21 protein-coding genes, 2 tRNA genes and 1 pseudogene are annotated in these 15,425 nt (G+C 64.4%); 10 read left to right on the top strand and 14 right to left on the bottom strand.

The features are described from left to right. Nucleotides 1-50 precede the first annotated feature (50 nt). Entirely contained in the window at nucleotides 51-836 is a 786-nt protein-coding gene (locus EN874_RS23275) for a hypothetical protein (protein WP_127427465.1), read from the top strand. Between the two features lie 332 nt (nucleotides 837-1,168). Here the strand turns inward: EN874_RS23275 and EN874_RS23270 are convergent, their stop codons facing one another. The 4 genes from EN874_RS23270 to EN874_RS23255 form a co-directional block, all read right to left on the bottom strand. Next, nucleotides 1,169-1,477: a HigA family addiction module antitoxin gene (locus tag EN874_RS23270; RefSeq protein WP_127427464.1), complete on the bottom strand. Its 309-nt coding sequence runs from the start codon at nucleotides 1,475-1,477 to the stop codon at nucleotides 1,169-1,171. Between the two features lie 26 nt (nucleotides 1,478-1,503). Next, the gene (locus EN874_RS23265; protein ID WP_127427463.1) at nucleotides 1,504-1,782 is read right to left on the bottom strand and encodes a type II toxin-antitoxin system RelE/ParE family toxin; all 279 of its coding nucleotides are present in this window, start codon (nucleotides 1,780-1,782) and stop codon (nucleotides 1,504-1,506) included. A gap of 117 nt (nucleotides 1,783-1,899) precedes the next feature. Next, a tRNA-Arg gene (locus tag EN874_RS23260) sits at nucleotides 1,900-1,976 on the bottom strand. Nucleotides 1,977-2,033: 57 nt separating this feature from the next. Further along, complete coding sequence (locus EN874_RS23255) at nucleotides 2,034-2,339, bottom strand: ETC complex I subunit (protein ID WP_126084876.1); 306 nt, start codon at nucleotides 2,337-2,339, stop codon at nucleotides 2,034-2,036. A 245-nt stretch (nucleotides 2,340-2,584) separates the two neighbouring features. Here EN874_RS23255 and EN874_RS23250 point away from each other — a divergent pair, with 245 nt between their 5' ends. Together EN874_RS23250 and EN874_RS23245 are read left to right on the top strand one after the other, a co-directional pair. Next, the gene (locus tag EN874_RS23250) at nucleotides 2,585-3,781 is read left to right on the top strand and encodes an NAD(P)/FAD-dependent oxidoreductase (protein ID WP_245513635.1); all 1,197 of its coding nucleotides are present in this window, start codon (nucleotides 2,585-2,587) and stop codon (nucleotides 3,779-3,781) included. Between the two features lie 74 nt (nucleotides 3,782-3,855). Further along, nucleotides 3,856-3,932: transfer RNA gene (locus EN874_RS23245), tRNA-Pro, on the top strand. A 42-nt stretch (nucleotides 3,933-3,974) separates the two neighbouring features. Here EN874_RS23245 and EN874_RS23240 read toward each other — a convergent pair. The 3 genes and pseudogenes from EN874_RS23240 to EN874_RS34445 form a co-directional block, all read right to left on the bottom strand. Then, nucleotides 3,975-4,358 carry a type II toxin-antitoxin system VapC family toxin gene (locus EN874_RS23240; protein WP_127427462.1) on the bottom strand — a complete coding sequence of 128 codons (384 nt, stop codon included), beginning with the start codon at nucleotides 4,356-4,358 and terminating at the stop codon, nucleotides 3,975-3,977. Continuing rightward, nucleotides 4,355-4,612: a type II toxin-antitoxin system prevent-host-death family antitoxin gene (locus EN874_RS23235; protein WP_127427461.1), complete on the bottom strand. Its 258-nt coding sequence runs from the start codon at nucleotides 4,610-4,612 to the stop codon at nucleotides 4,355-4,357. The genes EN874_RS23240 and EN874_RS23235 overlap by 4 nt, the downstream gene beginning before the upstream one ends. Nucleotides 4,613-4,786: 174 nt before the next feature. Continuing rightward, nucleotides 4,787-5,034 (bottom strand): annotated as a pseudogene (locus EN874_RS34445) (hypothetical protein); the annotation flags it as partial. A gap of 98 nt (nucleotides 5,035-5,132) precedes the next feature. Between EN874_RS34445 and EN874_RS23225 the strand changes: the two are divergent. Then, nucleotides 5,133-5,399: a hypothetical protein gene (locus EN874_RS23225; protein ID WP_127427460.1), complete on the top strand. Its 267-nt coding sequence runs from the start codon at nucleotides 5,133-5,135 to the stop codon at nucleotides 5,397-5,399. A gap of 134 nt (nucleotides 5,400-5,533) precedes the next feature. Here the strand turns inward: EN874_RS23225 and hdaA are convergent, their stop codons facing one another. From hdaA to EN874_RS23210, 3 genes are read right to left on the bottom strand one after another with little or no spacing between them, the layout of a single operon-like run. Beyond that, nucleotides 5,534-6,238: a DnaA regulatory inactivator HdaA gene (gene hdaA, locus EN874_RS23220; RefSeq protein ID WP_127427536.1), complete on the bottom strand. Its 705-nt coding sequence runs from the start codon at nucleotides 6,236-6,238 to the stop codon at nucleotides 5,534-5,536. A gap of 1 nt (nucleotide 6,239) precedes the next feature. Continuing rightward, nucleotides 6,240-7,451, bottom strand: coding sequence for an AI-2E family transporter (locus EN874_RS23215; RefSeq protein ID WP_127427459.1), 1,212 nt, complete (start codon nucleotides 7,449-7,451; stop codon nucleotides 6,240-6,242). Beyond that, nucleotides 7,393-7,980: a CDP-alcohol phosphatidyltransferase family protein gene (locus EN874_RS23210; RefSeq protein ID WP_127427458.1), complete on the bottom strand. Its 588-nt coding sequence runs from the start codon at nucleotides 7,978-7,980 to the stop codon at nucleotides 7,393-7,395. Before EN874_RS23210 ends, EN874_RS23215 begins: the two co-directional genes overlap by 59 nt. A 230-nt stretch (nucleotides 7,981-8,210) precedes the next feature. Here EN874_RS23210 and purM point away from each other — a divergent pair, with 230 nt between their 5' ends. From purM to EN874_RS23190, 4 genes are read left to right on the top strand one after another with little or no spacing between them, the layout of a single operon-like run. Then, nucleotides 8,211-9,290: a phosphoribosylformylglycinamidine cyclo-ligase gene (purM, locus tag EN874_RS23205; RefSeq protein ID WP_127427457.1), complete on the top strand. Its 1,080-nt coding sequence runs from the start codon at nucleotides 8,211-8,213 to the stop codon at nucleotides 9,288-9,290. After that, complete coding sequence (gene purN / locus EN874_RS23200) at nucleotides 9,287-9,994, top strand: phosphoribosylglycinamide formyltransferase (protein WP_127427456.1); 708 nt, start codon at nucleotides 9,287-9,289, stop codon at nucleotides 9,992-9,994. Before purM ends, purN begins: the two co-directional genes overlap by 4 nt. Nucleotides 9,995-10,030: 36 nt before the next feature. Next, on the top strand, nucleotides 10,031-10,237 hold the full coding sequence (locus EN874_RS23195; protein ID WP_127427455.1) for a hypothetical protein: 207 nt from the start codon (nucleotides 10,031-10,033) through the stop codon (nucleotides 10,235-10,237). A 9-nt stretch (nucleotides 10,238-10,246) separates the two neighbouring features. Next, nucleotides 10,247-10,756, top strand: a complete 510-nt coding sequence (locus EN874_RS23190) for a histidine phosphatase family protein (RefSeq protein WP_127427454.1) — start codon at nucleotides 10,247-10,249, stop codon at nucleotides 10,754-10,756. 218 nt (nucleotides 10,757-10,974) lie between these two features. On the opposite strand, the gene EN874_RS23185 is transcribed toward EN874_RS23190, so the two are convergent. From EN874_RS23185 to EN874_RS23175, 3 genes are all read right to left on the bottom strand, one after another. After that, nucleotides 10,975-11,217 carry a DUF680 domain-containing protein gene (locus EN874_RS23185; RefSeq protein WP_127427453.1) on the bottom strand — a complete coding sequence of 81 codons (243 nt, stop codon included), beginning with the start codon at nucleotides 11,215-11,217 and terminating at the stop codon, nucleotides 10,975-10,977. Between the two features lie 56 nt (nucleotides 11,218-11,273). Beyond that, nucleotides 11,274-11,519, bottom strand: coding sequence for a DUF680 domain-containing protein (locus tag EN874_RS23180; protein WP_127427452.1), 246 nt, complete (start codon nucleotides 11,517-11,519; stop codon nucleotides 11,274-11,276). Nucleotides 11,520-11,788: 269 nt separating this feature from the next. Then, the gene (locus tag EN874_RS23175; protein ID WP_127427451.1) at nucleotides 11,789-12,034 is read right to left on the bottom strand and encodes a DUF680 domain-containing protein; all 246 of its coding nucleotides are present in this window, start codon (nucleotides 12,032-12,034) and stop codon (nucleotides 11,789-11,791) included. Nucleotides 12,035-12,502: 468 nt separating this feature from the next. On the opposite strand from EN874_RS23175, the gene EN874_RS23170 reads away from it, so the two are divergent. After that, nucleotides 12,503-13,171, top strand: coding sequence for a response regulator (locus tag EN874_RS23170; RefSeq protein ID WP_127427450.1), 669 nt, complete (start codon nucleotides 12,503-12,505; stop codon nucleotides 13,169-13,171). A 5-nt stretch (nucleotides 13,172-13,176) separates the two neighbouring features. Next, nucleotides 13,177-14,565: a sensor histidine kinase gene (locus EN874_RS23165; protein ID WP_127427449.1), complete on the top strand. Its 1,389-nt coding sequence runs from the start codon at nucleotides 13,177-13,179 to the stop codon at nucleotides 14,563-14,565. On the opposite strand, the gene EN874_RS23160 is transcribed toward EN874_RS23165, so the two are convergent. After that, nucleotides 14,546-15,421 (bottom strand): ABC transporter permease, encoded by an 876-nt coding sequence (locus tag EN874_RS23160; protein ID WP_126084889.1) that lies wholly within the window; start codon nucleotides 15,419-15,421, stop codon nucleotides 14,546-14,548. The two genes, EN874_RS23165 and EN874_RS23160, sit on opposite strands and share 20 nt — an antisense overlap. Nucleotides 15,422-15,425 lie beyond the last annotated feature (4 nt).

Below are 15,425 nucleotides of genomic sequence, written 5' to 3'. Positions count from 1 at the left end.
TAGTGGAGCGGACGGCCCGCTCCGCCTAATAGAATGAACGACTTGACCGAATGAATGACGTCTTTGGTTACATCGCCTATGGCGACAACGAACTCTATCGCTTTGGCGCGCTACTCAGCGCGCTTAAGCTTTTGCACCATTGCCCCGGCGCCAAGATAATCGTCGCAACTGACAGACCGGCGTTCTTTCGCGGATACCCGCTTGAGACGATACTTGTGAGCGCCGAGAACAAGAACGAGCTATCCTTCGATTGGCGCTATCATTTCGGCATCAAGGCGGGGGGCCTTATCAAGCTCTTGAAGCGCGCTGACCGATTGCTTTTCATGGACACGGATATGTACCCGGTCGGGAACCCATCCCGAGCCTTCGAGGCCATCACGCCCTGCCATTCAATCATGCGTCTTTGCGAGGGGCCGCATGCGTGGTGCCCGCGGCTGGAGGGCAAAGGTGTTCGGGTCGGCGACTATGTCGTGACCGGCCATGAGCCGATGTGGAATAGCGGCATCCTCGGCGTGCACCGTGACAACCTTCCTGCCCTACTCGACGCCTATCCTCCGATGCTCGCCGTTCATGAGATCGCGATGATAGATGCTGCTGAGCAGTTCTGCATTGGCATCGCCCTATCCCAAGATGGTCGAACCATCAGCCCGCATCGCCTTAAAATTAGGAACTACAACACGCGGGGTAAAAAGCTGTTCGCAGGACCACGCGTTCATCAATTCTTCAATGTCTACGGCGACGCGCCAATTGCTCAGCAAATTAAAGAAGCCGGTCGATATCGTCTTTGGCGAACGCCCATAGACTTATGGCGCCAGCGACAAATGTGGTCGCGCTGATTCCGCAGCCATGGCGCGGAAGGGATCTCATCAACTGATGAAAGTCGAACTCAGCCCGCCTCTTCGGGCGCGGCGGACAATGCCATCTGCGATACAGATGCCAGCGCAACACAAATTCGAGATAACCTTCTTGTAACACCCTGAATCCACCGCCCCCTTTTCGGCGCGATATACTGATCCCGGCGCGCGTCTTCAAGCATGCAGTTCCACGCGGCTACGCCGGGTCTCCGCCTTGGATCAGGCGTTCAGTTCCTCGGCGGCGGCGATCACCTCGGATTGGAACTGTCGGCTTGGAGGGCCGGTGCCCAGTCGTGAGACCGGCGACTATACTCTCACGCCGCGCGCAGTGTCGGAATGGCGCTTACGTCCACTTCCCGCTCGGCATGCCAGGCATCATAGGCGGCCTGCATGCGAAGCCAGATGGCGGCGCCGTCGCCGAACATCTTTCCAAGTCGCGCCGCGACGGCCGGCGATATCGGCTTCCTCTCGCGGATGATGTCGTAAAGTTGCTGCCGCGAAATGCCGAGCAGCCTGGCAATTTCCACCTTGGTCTTTCCGGTCGCCGGGATGATGTCCTCAAGCAGCGCTCCCGGGTGGGACGGGCAGCGTTCAATCGGACGCTTCGGCTTGTGCTCGCTCATAAACCGACTGCTCCAAACTGTCCGCCTCAGTGATATTGCTCGAAGTCGACGCGGGCGGCATCCTTGCCGTCGAATTCGAATGTAATGCACCACGGGCCGTTCACACGGACCGTGTAGCGGGTCGGGTCGAAGCCTTTCAAAGCATGAAAATCAAAACCCGGCAGGTTCATGTCTTCAGGCCGTTCGGAGACTTCGAGACGATCAAGCCTGAGAAGGATACGCTTTTGCATCTTGGCGTCGATCTTCCCGGTTTTCCCGGTTGAGAACAGCTTCGCCAGCGCCTTGCTCTTGAACGACTTGATCATAGCTTCATGTAAGCAAATAGCATACACACATCAAGGCTTCGTAAGCGAAAAGCGTACACACATGGAACGACGACTCAGAGATCGTTCTGCCATTCTCCAGATCGGGAACTATAAAAATGGCGATCCCGGCAGGATTCGAACCTGCGACCATCGGCTTAGAAGGCCGGTGCTCTATCCAGCTGAGCTACGGGACCGCTGGCCGGCCGAGGCCGGCTGATGCCACTCATGCCGAGGGACGCTCGACCGGAAGGTCAGTGCGTCCAAGGCGTCCTGCGGTCATAGCGGAAATTGTCCGAATAGGAAATCTGCCGGCGCTTGGTCTCCTTCGGCTCCTCGACGCGGAAGGCAATGCCCTGCTTCTCGGCATAGGCGACCGCCTCTTCCTTCGTGTCGAAGGTGAGCCGCACCTGGCTCAGCATGTCGCCCGATGTGGTGTAGCCCATCAGCGGGTCGATCTTCTTGCGCTGGGCGGGATCGAACTCCAGCACCCAGTGGCCGGTCTTGGCCTTGCCGGACTGCATCGCGGTTTTGGCTGGGCTGAAAATGCGCGCGGACATGACCACCTCTTTGCCGCCCGAAGACCGGGCACCCTTTTCGCGGCGCGCGTCCGAGAAGCCGAATTCGAGCCCGAGGCCGCGCGCCAACCCGTCAATACTGTGCAACGGCGGCGCCCGCAAGCGGCTGCGGCCCGGCAGACGGCCCCCTATCCGCGACACAATGCCGGGCCCTTCGCAACCGTGGCCTATTCCCATTGCCTTGTCAGCGGCATATGTCGGATACATGACCGTGGCACCTGAGAGCCATGACGACGATAAAGACAAGAATGGGCATGGAAGCGGAAATCTCGCCGGATTGGACCGGCGAGCCGGCGATCCTCGAAGGAGCGATCGTGATCGGTGCCGGCGCCGCGGGATTGGCGGCCGCCTACGCCTTGATCGAGGCCGGGATCGCCACCGAGGTCCTCGAGCGCGAGGGACGCCTGGCCGAGCCCTGGCATCACCGCCATGAGAACCTGCATCTCAACACGCATCGTGACCTGTCGACACTGCCCGGGGTTTCCTTTCCGAAAGGCACCCCTGCCTTTCCGCACCGCAGCGCGGTGATCCGCCATCTCAACGACTTCGCCCGGACGCACCGGCTGCCGATCGCCTTCGGCATCGTCGTCGAGGAAATCGAATTCCGCGGCGACCACTGGCTGGTGAAGACCAACGCGGGACGGCGGGCGGCCCGCCATGTTGTGATCGCCACCGGCCGCGACCGGCAGCCTTTCATCCCGGCCTGGAAGGGCATGAAGGATTTTTCGGGCAAGATCGTCCATTCGGCGCATTTCGGCCGGGCGGGCGACTATGCCGGAAAGAAGGTGCTGGTGGTCGGCGCCGGCAATTCCGGCTTCGACGCGCTCAACCACCTTTCCGGCGTCGAGACCGGACAGATGTGGCTCTCGGCGCGCAACGGGCCGTCGCTCCTGCCCAAACGCATCGGCAAGATCGCCGTGCATCGCTTCTCGCCCGTCATGGCGCGCCTGCCGGCCCGGCTGGCGGACGCGGTTATGACGGCAACGCAGCGGCTGGTCTTCGGCGACCTCAGGAAATACGGCCTGCCCCCTGCCCCGTCGGGCGGCGCCAGCCGCCTCGGCTCGGACTATACGGCGATCGCCGCCGACGACGGCGCGGTCGAGGCAATCAAGGCCGGCCGCATCATCGTCGTGCCGCAGGTCAAGGCGTTCGGACACGACAGCGTCGTCCTCGAGAAAGGCCAGACGATCGCGCCCGACATCGTCATTGCCGCGACAGGCTACCGCACCGGCCTGGACGCGATGGTGGGCAAACTCGGCGTGCTCGATGCCAAGGGCGTGCCGCTATTCAACGGTGCCGCGAGCGACCCGAAGCTGCCCGGCCTCTGGTTCACCGGCATGCGGCCGAGCATTCGCGGCTGCTTCGCCAACGCCCGCATCCAGGGCGCGGCAGTCGCCGGCAGGATTGCCAGGCAAAAGCGCTGAGGCGCGTTCCGCGTGCGAAAGCTTCCGTTTTTGGGTTGCCTTCCGGGCCACGGAACCCTATACGCCGCGAGCGTCGGAGTGTAGCGCAGCCTGGTAGCGCACCTGATTTGGGATCAGGGGGTCGCGTGTTCGAATCACGCCACTCCGACCATTTTCTGTCTTGGTTTCCAATCTATGAGCAGGGGCTGCGATCCTATAGCGCGCTTTCGATGTCGGTCTTCGAAAAATCTTCGCCGACATAGAGCAGCCGGCAGCCGCGATCCTTAGCCACTTCATAGGCGAAGCAGTCGCCGAAATTGAGCGCCGCTGCATGGATGCCTTTGCCCCACCGCGCGTAGGCCTCGGCGATGCGGCGCGCGGCACCCTCGGTCACCGGCGCGATCTCGAAGCCAAGCCCATCGATCAAGGCTGACACTTCCTCGACCACCCCTCGCCTTGCCGCGACGATCAGCAGTTCAGCCACGGTTCCCGCCGATATCAGAAGCTCGTCTTCCGCTTCGAGCGCCGCCGTGCATGCGCCTGCCTGTGGCTCATCGAGGACGACGGCCATCAAGGCGGATGTATCGACCACGATCATTCCGGCAAGCCGTCATCGCCATAGAGGAAGTCCTGGCTGCGCGCCGCGGACGGGCCGTTACTGGCCTTGGCCGCGCCTGCAGCCCGAGCGGCTTCCAGCAAGGCCCGCCGCCCTTTCCTGTCCACCCCAGGCCGCACCGGAACCAGGCGTACGGCGGCATGGCCGTGACGGGTCAGGATGATTTCGTCCCCTGCTTCGGCCCGGCGCACCAGCTCGGTTAGCTGTCCCTTGGCATCTGTCACGGATATCTGCATGGCTGCTCCGATGGACCACGATCTGGTCCATCTCAAATAGACCATCTTCTGGTCCATTTCAATTGGAGTTGGAAGCGGCCGTAAACCCGCCGGGCGAGTCCCCAACAACCTCAAGCCCGGCGAGCCTACAACCCGATCTGAAACGCGATCGGGACCGGGATCAACCGGCGTCTCTCACGGTGCAAGATGGATGCCAGCGGGAACCGTCCCGGAATGGGACCATGCGCCACCCCATGGATTGATGAGTGGCACACCCGCCGCATGGAACGGCCCGACATCTCGCGAAGCGACCTGGAAACCTCTCGCGGCGGCGATCGGCGCGATGTAGCCATCCGGACCGGGAAGCCCTTGCCGGCGGTTCTGGCCTTTACGGCGAGACTGGCATAGCGACGAGCCGCTTCGATATCGAACGCCAGAACTTTTCGGAAGTGCACCAGTTTCTGTCCGAGCACGGCTCGAATAATCGCTCGCTTCCAACTCTGCCGCCGGTCTAGACTTTGGACAAAAGGGGGATTTTCCGATGCCTGGTATCGAGGCGTTGCTGTCGCTGATCGGCCCGGCTTACCTGGCCTATTACGGCTTCACGGTTCCGGTCATGGTCGTCTGGGCAATTCTTTGCGCTGCCCTGTGGATCTGGAACAACCGGCCGAGCAAGAGGCAGAACGGCGGCGCCGGCCGGTCGCGATCGGCGAGCCTCATATTCTTTGTCTTCGTCGCCACCTGCTACGTGGCGGCGCATACGGGGGTCTATCTACTGGTCCAGCATTTGGCAGGGCTATGGGCGTAGAAGGACCTCTCGGTCGAGCGCCTTCCTCGTTATCCTAAGGCGCGTCGATCTTTCAGACTCGCCCGTGCGCTTTAGGTTCTGATTTTACGCATGTCTTTGTCCCGAAACCCGTTCCCACTTTCGGGAGCCATGCCTTAAATATCGAACTCGCCCTGCCCTTCGTCCATGGCGCTGACGGTCTCGGCGGCAAGTGCGCGGGTGATCGGCGTCTTGCGTTCGAGCGCGGCGCGGTCGAGGCGCTCGACGACGCGCATGGCGGTCGCCAGCGAGCGTTCGATGCGCCGCACCAGATATTGCACGACATGCGGCTCGACCTCGACCTGGCGGTCGGCGAAGAGCTTTGTGATGACGCCGGCAAGCAGCAGGTCATCCGGCTCGTGGATCTCGATCGTCGCCGCCGCCTTCAGCCGCGAGACGAGGTCCGGCAGCGTAACGCGCCAGGCGGAGGGAAAGCGCCGTGCCGTCAGAAGCAGCGTGGAGCCGGCGCCGCGCACCGTGTTGATCAGGTGGAACAGGCCTTGCTCGTCGATCGGGCTCTTGTCGACGTCGTCGATGAGCGCAGGCATCGCGCCAAGCCCGCCGATGTTCTCGCCGATCCTGTCGGGAGCGATAGCGACCGCATGCGCCCGTGTTTGCCAGATCTGGGCGAGATGCGTCTTGCCGGAACCCGGAGGCCCGGCCAGCACCACCACCGGCGAGGGCCAGTCCGGCCAGCGGTCGACCAGTGCCGCCGCCTGGGCATTGGCGCCGGAGACGACGAGTTCGTCGCGCGAATAACCGGTGCCGTGGCCGAGGTCGAGCGGCAGCTGGCGCGGCGGTTCGGTGCGCTCACCAGCCATCTCAGCCACGCGGTTGGCTGCGGTGGCCGCCGCCGCGATCGGCCGGCAGCGGCGGCGTGGTCTCGGTGGCGTGGCCCCTGTAAAGCGGCGATTCGAGATAGCGGGAAATCGCAAAGCGCACCAGCACCGCGATGGCCGCCGAAGCCGGCACCGCGATCAGCAGCCCGACAAAGCCGAACAGCGCGCCGAAGGCAAACAGCGCAAACATGAGCCAGACCGGGTGCAGGCCGACGCTTTTGCCGACCAGCCTTGGCTGCAGGATGTTGCCCTCGATGAACTGGCCGACGAAGAATACGCAAGCCACAAGCACGACCATCGTCCAGTCCGGCCAGAACTGGACGAAGGCGACGCCGACGGCGAGCACCAGCCCGGTCAGCGAGCCGACATAGGGGATGAAGGAGATCAGCCCGGCGAAGAAGCCGATGAGAATGGCGAAGTTCAAGCCCGTCAGCGTCAGGCCGGTGGCATACATGGCGCCGAGCACAAGGCAGAGCGTGCCCTGCCCGCGCACGAAGCCGGCGGTGGCGGTGTTGATGTCGCGGGCGAGCGCTCTCACCGTCTCGACATAGTCGCGCGGCACCCAGCTGTCGACCACGGCCACCATGCGGTCCCAGTCGAGCAGCATGTAGAAAGCGACGACCGGGGTGACGACGAACAGGCTGACGACCGAGACCAGCGCCACGCCCGAACTCCAGATCGAGGTGAAGACGGTGGTCAACAGGCTGAAACCGGAGGTGAGCAGCGAGTTCAGCCCGTCGCGCAATCCGGCGGCGTTGACGCCAAAACGCTGCTCCAGCCACTTCGGATCGAAGCTGGTGATGAGTGACTGCAGGCGGGTGAGATATTCCGGCAGCTTGCGCGCGAAATCGGCCATCTGGGTCGCCAGCACCGGCACCAGGATGACGAAGGCGAGCACAACGACGACGATGAAGGCAATGAGGATCACCACCGTCGCCATGAGCCGGGAAAGGCCGAGCCGCTGCAGCCAATCGGCCACCGGATCGAGGAAATAGGCGAGCACCATGCCGGCGACGAAGGGCAGCAGGATGCCGGAGAAGATGTAGAGGAACAGCGCAAGGAGCACGGCAAAGATCAGCCAGAACGCGATCTGCCGGCGGAGCGCGGTCGAGGCCGCGGCCGTCCAGGCTTCGCTGTCAGGTGCCGGTGTTGGAATTGCCCGACTTGGTGCCGCTCGTCTGGGAGCCTTCGCCATTGCCGCTCATATGCCTTAGCCAGGCCACGAGATAGGCCGCGGCCGAAGCCACGGTCAAGACCCCGGACAGCAATATGAGCGCCGGCCGCAGCGGATCGAGATGGACGGAAAAGGCAAGCTCGCCCAGCACCAGCGCCGCAAGCGCGATCTGCACGGCGGTGTTCATCTTCGACACGAAGAGCGGCTTCACCTCGACCGGATGCGCCATCACGCTCGACAAAAGCACGGCGCAGACGATCAGTCCGTCGCGCGAGACCATGGTCACGACCAGCCACAGCGGCAGCTCGCCGGCAAAGCCCATGACGACGAAAACCGAGACCAGGAGAAGCTTGTCGGCTATCGGATCGAGATAGGCGCCGAGCTGCGAGAACAACCGATAGCGGCGGGCGATGAAGCCGTCGATGCCATCGGAGATGCCGGCGACGAGGAAGCCGGCAAACGCCCAGTCCCATCGCGACTGCAGCATGGCCAGTACCACGGCGGGCACCAGCAGCAGGCGCATGATCGTGATCATGTTGGGTATGGTCACGCGATGTCCCGTCGTGGCTTTATTGGGAAATAGATGAGGGAGATGGGGGGTGGATGCAAGGGAGGGGGCTTGCTTCCTTCTTCTGCGCTGGCCATTTGCGAATGCGGCGGTGACGGCCAATCGCCTCGCCAGCACTTTCCCCGGAACAAACTCCCTCGCCTGCGCGTCAACCTTGCTCCCCGAAACCATTCATGCGAAGAGCCCGCAATGGAAACAGGGACGAGCCGAAGATGAGCAAGGGCGACAAGGCCAAGCGCACGAACGGGCTCACCTATGCCGAGGCGGGCGTCGACATCGATGCCGGCAATCTGATGGTCGAGAAGATCAAGCCGCTGGTGCGCGCGACGCGCCGACCGGGCGCCGATGGCGAGATCGGCGGCTTCGGCGGCCTGTTCGATCTGAAGGCCGCCGGCTTCACCGATCCGGTGCTGGTCGCGGCCAATGACGGCGTCGGCACCAAGCTCAAGATCGCCATCGATGCCGGCAAGCACGACACGATCGGCATCGACCTTGTCGCCATGTGCGTCAACGACATCGTCGTGCAGGGCGCCGAGCCTTTGTTCTTCCTCGACTATTTCGCCACCGGCAAGCTCGACCCCGACCAGGGCGCGGCGATCGTCGGCGGCATCGCGCAGGGCTGCCGGCAGGCCGGCTGCGCGCTGATCGGCGGCGAGACGGCCGAGATGCCAGGCATGTATTACGACAAGGATTACGATCTTGCGGGCTTTGCCGTCGGCGCGGCCGAGCGCGGCCAGTTGCTTCCCACCGACGACATTGTCGAGGGCGACGTGCTGCTTGGGCTCGCCTCCTCCGGGCTGCACTCCAACGGCTTCTCGCTGGTGCGCCGCATCGTCGCCGCGAGCGGCCTTGGTTGGAGCGATCCGGCGCCGTTCAACGACGAGATCAGCCTCGCCGAGGCGCTGCTCGAGCCGACGCGCATCTATGTGAAGTCGATCCTCAAGGCCATCCGCAACACGCATGGCATCAAGGCGCTCGCCCACATCACCGGCGGCGGTTTTCCGGAAAACATTCCGCGCGTGCTGCCCAAGGATTTTTCGGCCGAGCTCGACCTCGAGGCGATCGACGTGCCGCCGGTGTTCTCGTGGCTCGCCAAGACCGGCGGCGTCGCGCCGGAAGAGATGATGCGCACCTTCAACTGCGGCATCGGCATGATCCTGGCCGTCGCTTCCGGCCAGGCGGCGCAGGTGGCGGCGGTGCTGCAGGAGGCGGGCGAGACGGTGACGCCGATCGGGCGCATCGTGCCGCGGCGCGACGCGGGCGTCATCTATCGGGGCTCGATCGGCCTATGAGCAGGAAGCGCACGGTCGTCCTGATATCGGGGCGCGGCTCCAACATGACGGCGCTGATCGCGGCGGCCGCGGACCCAACCTATCCGGCCGAGATCGTCGGCGTCATCTCCGACCGCGCGAACGCCGCCGGCCTCGGCATCGCGCAGTCGCGCGGCATCGCCACCAAGGTCATCCAGCGCGCCGACCATCCGAGCAAGGACGCGTACGACGCAGCGCTCGACGCGGGGCTCACCGGCTTCGGCGCCGAGATCGTGGCCTTGGCCGGCTATATGCGCATCCTTGGCCGCGGATTGGTCGAGAAATGGCAAGGGCGCATAGTCAACATCCACCCTGCCCTGCTGCCGGCCTTCAAGGGGCTCGACACGCATGCGCGCGCCATCCGCGCCGGCGTGCGCATCCATGGCTGCTCGGTGCATTTCGTCACGCCCGAGATGGACGACGGCCCCATCATCGCCCAGGCCGCCGTGCCGGTGATGGTCGGCGACAATGAGGACACTTTAGCCGCACGGGTGCTGAAAGTGGAGCACCGCCTCTACCCGCTGGCGCTGGGTCTGGTCGCCGAAGGCAAGGCCCGCATGGAAAAGGGCCACACCGTGCTCGCCCACTTCGCCGAAGACGCCGACAACGCCACCTCGGTGGTGATGGCGCCGGATCCGCTGCGCGAAGAGCGTGACCTCGAACAGCTGGCGCGGATCACGCCTTAGAGGCAGAGACGACGCACCAATCGGGACCTGGTAGCCGTGGATATCTTCGACAGCGCGGTCTGCACCAAAGGCGACATTGCAGGTGTCTTCGAGTACGAAGAGGCCGTGAGGTGGGATAGCGACGAACAGCGCGTGGGCCTGTTTGTCTTCGGTGCACTGGTAGGGGCCTTTGATGCCGCCACGGGCGCGAAATATGGTGGCGAATATGGCAAGGATTTCAACGCCGAGATTACCTGGTCCTGAACAATGCCGATGAGACAACTGCTTATCCTGCGCCACGCCAAGTCGAGCTGGGACGATCCCAAGCTTGCCGATTTCGACCGACCGCTCGGACCGCGCGGGCTGAAGACGGCGCCGCTGATGGGGCGCGAGCTTTCGCGGCGCGGCTGGCAGCCGGATCTGGCGCTGGTCTCGCCGGCGCTGCGCACGCGCGACACCTGGCGGTTGGTCTCCCGGGAACTGCCGAAGCATGTGCCGGCGGAGTTCGCCGAGGAGCTCTACGAAGCGGCGCCCGCCGCCATCCTGGCGCGCGTGCGGCAAGCGAAAGCGAAGAGCCTGCTGGTGATCGGCCACAATCCCGGCCTGCAGAATTTCGCGCTGCGGCTCGCCGGCGCCGGATCGGATGAAGGGGTGTTCAAGAAGATCGAAGCGAAGTTCCCGACGGCGGCGCTGGCGCGGTTCACGGTGAAGGACGGTTGGGCGAACCTCGAATTCGGCGGCGCGCGATTGACGGATTTCATCAGGCCGAAGGATCTGGGGTAGACGCCGAAGCTGCTGATCTCCCCCCTTGTGGGGGAGATGCCTGGCAAGGCAGAGGGGGGCGCTGTCCCGCCGACCTTCCGGTGTTCCGCCCCTCAGCCCATCAGCCGAAATTGCCCGGGCAGCGTTCCTTCGCGCCCCCCTCTGTCCTGCCGGACATCTCCCCCACAAGGGGGGAGATCGGCAGCTTCACCGCTCAGCAAAATCCTCGAGGCGAAAAATCAATTGCCCCAGATGCCTTGGCCCGGATCCGGCCAGAGCTGCGATGGTGCCGGGCCGGTGGTCATTGTGGAATCCACATTGGCCGGCTTGGCGGCCTCGTGCTTGCGCACCGAGGCGGTGAGCCCGCGGTCGACGCCGGCGGTCGGCTGATTGGCGTTGTCGGCGCCGTAATGGTCGCTGGCGGCGAAGGCGGAGCCCATGGCGAGAAGCATGGCGGCAGTGGTGAGAGCGATCCTGGTCATTTCAGAAGTTCCTGTCGTTGAGTGTGGATGGAGTTTTCGAGGAAGGTTCGGCGCCGTCATCTGCCCCAGAGGCCTTCGTCATTGTGCCTGGCGATCATGTCGGCGACCGTCTCGCCGGAGCCGGTCGCCACCGAAGCCTGGTGATGCGCCATGTCCCGTACGCGGATCGAGGCGGTCGGAGCTTGGTCGACGCCGGCGTTGGTCTGGTTGGCGCCGTCGGCGCCGTAGTGGTCGCTGCCGGCAGAGGCGCTGCCCATGGCAGCGACAAGCATGGCGGCCGCGACGAATGCGATCCTGGTCATTTGAGTGTTCCTTGTCCTGTCGTTTCATCGGCGGCGCCTTGGGAGGATGGCCCCGCTGCCGACAAGACCCGGAACGGCCCGGTTTTATTCCCGGGCGAAATCTCTTCCTCGCTGAGCACGTCGAAGCCGCCGTCGTGGCCGCGCCTGGAAGTTCGTTTCGCAACAACAGATTCAGGCCGACCGGCAGCCGGCTCTACAAGAGCAGAGCGGCGGGACAACCCCGCCGCTCTGAGGTCTGTGGTTCTTATCGGTTTCGGGATCGGGTCGGCTTAGCGGCCCCAGATGCCCTGGCCGGATTCCGGTTGGTTCTGATCCGGGGTGATCTCGAGATCGCGCTGCTCGAACTTGCGGATCGAGCCGGTGATGCTGCGATCGATATTGTCGCCGGATCGCGGAGCGGCCGACTGGGTGACAGCCGGCTGGTTGACGTTGTCGGAACCGTAATGGTCGCTGCCGGCGAAGGCGCTGCCGGTGGCAACGAGAACGGCGGCGGCGGTAAGAGCAATCTTGTTCATTTCAGGGACTCCAGATTTCAAAAGTCGTGTCCGTTAGTGGCGTGCCTTAATGGAAATTCGCGTCGCTCGGACCACCCCGAGATGGGTCTACCCTGTTGCCATTTCCAATCACGAAAAAGTGCAAATCGAACCGATCGGTTCGACCTTGAGTCCGAAGAAAAGCGCCCCATCGCAATTAGATATTCTTTTATTTGCAATAAGTTACATGTCGTCACATCCGGCGCCGCGCCCTCAATTGGAGCGCCGGTGTTCACCCGTGACGCACAATTCGTCAACATAATTTGAACCGAACCGTTCGGTTTGATCAGAGTCAAGATCGGCTGAGCGATCGAAAGCCGGCGCCGCCAGGTTCCGGCCGGCGTTTGCCTTGTGAACGGATCGATACTATCGGTTGACGTTGAGGATCGAATTCGGACGCCGCGCGCTCGTCAGGGCCGGCGCGGTCCGCGGAGTGAACAACGACAGACGATGCGGCTCCTGCTTGTCGAAGACAATCGCGAACTGGCCGATTGGCTGAGCAAGACGCTGCGCCAGGCGAGTTATGTCGTCGATGTCGTCCATGACGGCGAGGACGTCGAGCATGCGCTGGCGGCCGGGGACCATGCGCTGATCATCCTCGACCTCGCCCTGCCCCGCATGGGCGGGATGGAGGTGCTGAAACGGCTGAGGGCGCGCGGCAACCCGGTGCCGGTGATCGTGCTCACCGCCAACGCCAGTCTCGACGGCCGGGTCAAGGGCCTCAACGAAGGCGCCGACGACTATCTGGCCAAGCCCTTCCAGATCGAGGAGCTGGAAGCGCGCATCCGCGTGCAGCTGCGCCGCGCCAACGACCGGACCGCGCCCGTCATTTCCTGCGGCGACCTCGTCTTCGACACCAACACCAGGCTGTTCTCGCTCGGCGTCGAGACGCTGTCCCTGACGCCACGCGAACATGCGGTGCTGGAGCAGCTGGTGGTCAAGGCCGGGCGCACGGTGAGCAAGGCGGCCCTTTCGGCGGCAATCTACGATTTCGACACCGACGCCGACCCCAGCGCCATCGAGATCTATGTGCATCGCCTGCGCAAGAAGCTGGAAGGCTCGCGCGTCCAGATCGCCACCTTGCGCGGCCTCGGCTATCTGCTGCGCCATGAAGAATAGGCGCCATGCGGATTAGCAGCCTCCGCCTGCAATTGCTGGCCTGGGTGGTGCTGCCGCTGGCTGCGCTGGTGACCGTCAACCTGTGGACCAGCCAGCGCAACGCCGTGTCGACCTCCGACCTCGTCACCGACCGCATGCTGGTCGGTTCGGCGCGCGCGATCGCCGAGCAGGTGGCGATGGCCGACGGCGTTCTCGACGCCACCGTTCCGCCAGCCGCGATCGAGATGTTCGACACCGGCGACCGCGACAGTGTCTACTATCGGGTCGAGACCGCGAACGGCCGGCTGCTGACCGGTTATCCCGACCTGCCCGGGGCGCCGCAAGGCGGCAGCATCGAGGCTTCCTATCGCGATCACCGGCTGCGTCTCGCAACGCTCAGCCATGCGGTGATCGGCGCCGGCGCGGATTCGCCGATCAGGGTCACCGTGGGCGTCACGCTTGCCGGGCATGACGCGATGGTGAAGCGCCTCTGGTTCAGCGCCTTCGCCCAGCAACTGGCGCTGGTGGCGATTGCCGGCGTGTTCGTGCTGCTTGGCCTGCGCCGTGGGCTGGCGCCGCTGATCCGCCTGCGCGATGCGGTGCGCTCGCCGGACCGCAGCGACCTCGACCCGGTCGAGGTTCCCGGCGCGCAAAGCGAGATCCGGCCGCTGATCGACGCGCTCAACGCCTATATGGAGCGCGTGCGGGCGCAGATGGCGGCGCAGCGCCGTTTCATCGCCAATGCCGCGCACCAGCTGCGCACGCCACTGGCGCTCATGTCGACGCAGGCAAGCTATGCGCTGCGCGAAAGCGCCGCCGACCAGCGCCAGGAGGCGCTTGTCGCCTTGCAGGCAAGCTCCGGCAGGCTGGCGCGTCTGGCCGAACAGCTTTTGACCTTGTCACGCGCCGAGCCCGGCAGCCGGCGACCGCGCGCCGACCGCATCAACCTCACCGAAGCCGCCCGCCAGGTGCTGGAAGGCCAAGCGCCGAAGGCGATCGAGCGCAACATCGACCTTGGGCTCGATGAGACTGGGCCGGTGCTCGTCATCGGCGACGGCACCATGCTGCGTGAAATGATCGTCAATCTTGTCGACAATGCACTGCGCTACACGCCGGCTACCGGCAACGTGACCGTCAAGCTGGCCGCGGTCGATCGCGAGGGCGTGCTGACGGTCACCGATACCGGCCCCGGCATTCCGGCTGAGGAGCGGGAGCATGTCTTCGAGCGCTTCTATCGCATTGCCGGCGCGACCGAGGAAGGCAGCGGGCTCGGCCTGGCAATCGTGCGCGAGGTGGTCGAGAATGCCGCCGGCAGCGTCACGCTTGGAGACGCCGCCGGCGGCGGACTCAAGGTCGAGGTGCGGCTGCCGCTGGCCTCCTCCGATGACGGACCGATCAGGTCCCCTGCTCGTTGAACGGCGCCGGGCGCCACTTGACGACGTAGTTCTCGAAGCGGGTGATCAGGAATTCCACCACAAGCGCCATCACAGCCAGGATGATCATGGCCGCGAAAACGCCATTGGCGTTGAAGGCGCCTTGCGCGGTCGAGATCAAGAGGCCCATGCCTTGCTTGGCGCCGAGGAACTCGCCGACCACGGCGCCGACCAGCGCGAAGCCGAAGCTGACGTGAAGGCTCGCCAGGATCCAGCTCATCGCCGACGGGATGATGACCGTGGTGGTGATCTGATAGGGCGAGGCGCCGAGGATCTGGGCGTTGGCGATCATCGCCCGGTCGGCCTCGCGCACGCCCTGGAAGGCATTGGCGAAGACAACGAAGAACACCATGACCACGGCGAGCGCCACCTTGGAGGCCATGCCGAGGCCGAGCGCGATGATGAAGACCGAGCCAAGCACCACGCGCGGCACCGAGTTGGCGATCTTGATGTAGATCGAAAAGACATCCGCCAGGAGGCGATTGCGACCGAGGATGATGCCGGCAGCGATGCCGCCCAGCGCGCCGATGACGAAGCCGAGGAAGGTTTCTTCCAGCGTCACGTAGATCTGCAGCCAGAGCGGACCCTGCGAGGTGCCTTCGGTGACCCAGGACCAGATCTGCTCCCAGATGCCGGAGGGGCTGGAGAAGAAGAACGGATCGATGATGTTGTAGTCCGCGCCGAGTTCCCAGAGCGCGAGGAAGACGATCAGGATGGCGAGCCGCAGGCCGATGACCAGGGCATGGCGGCGGCGCAGCCGCGCCCTCGCCCGGGCCTCGGCGGCGACGATCGAGGTCGCGCGGGCGGCAGCCTGATCGGTGGAAGAAATGGCGGTCATGCTG

Source organism: Mesorhizobium sp. M1D.F.Ca.ET.231.01.1.1 (assembly GCF_003999155.2).
Lineage (GTDB): Bacteria > Pseudomonadota > Alphaproteobacteria > Rhizobiales > Rhizobiaceae > Mesorhizobium.
The sequence above is the reverse complement of the archived record's forward strand: the minus strand, read 5'-3'. Positions and strand labels throughout refer to the sequence as shown.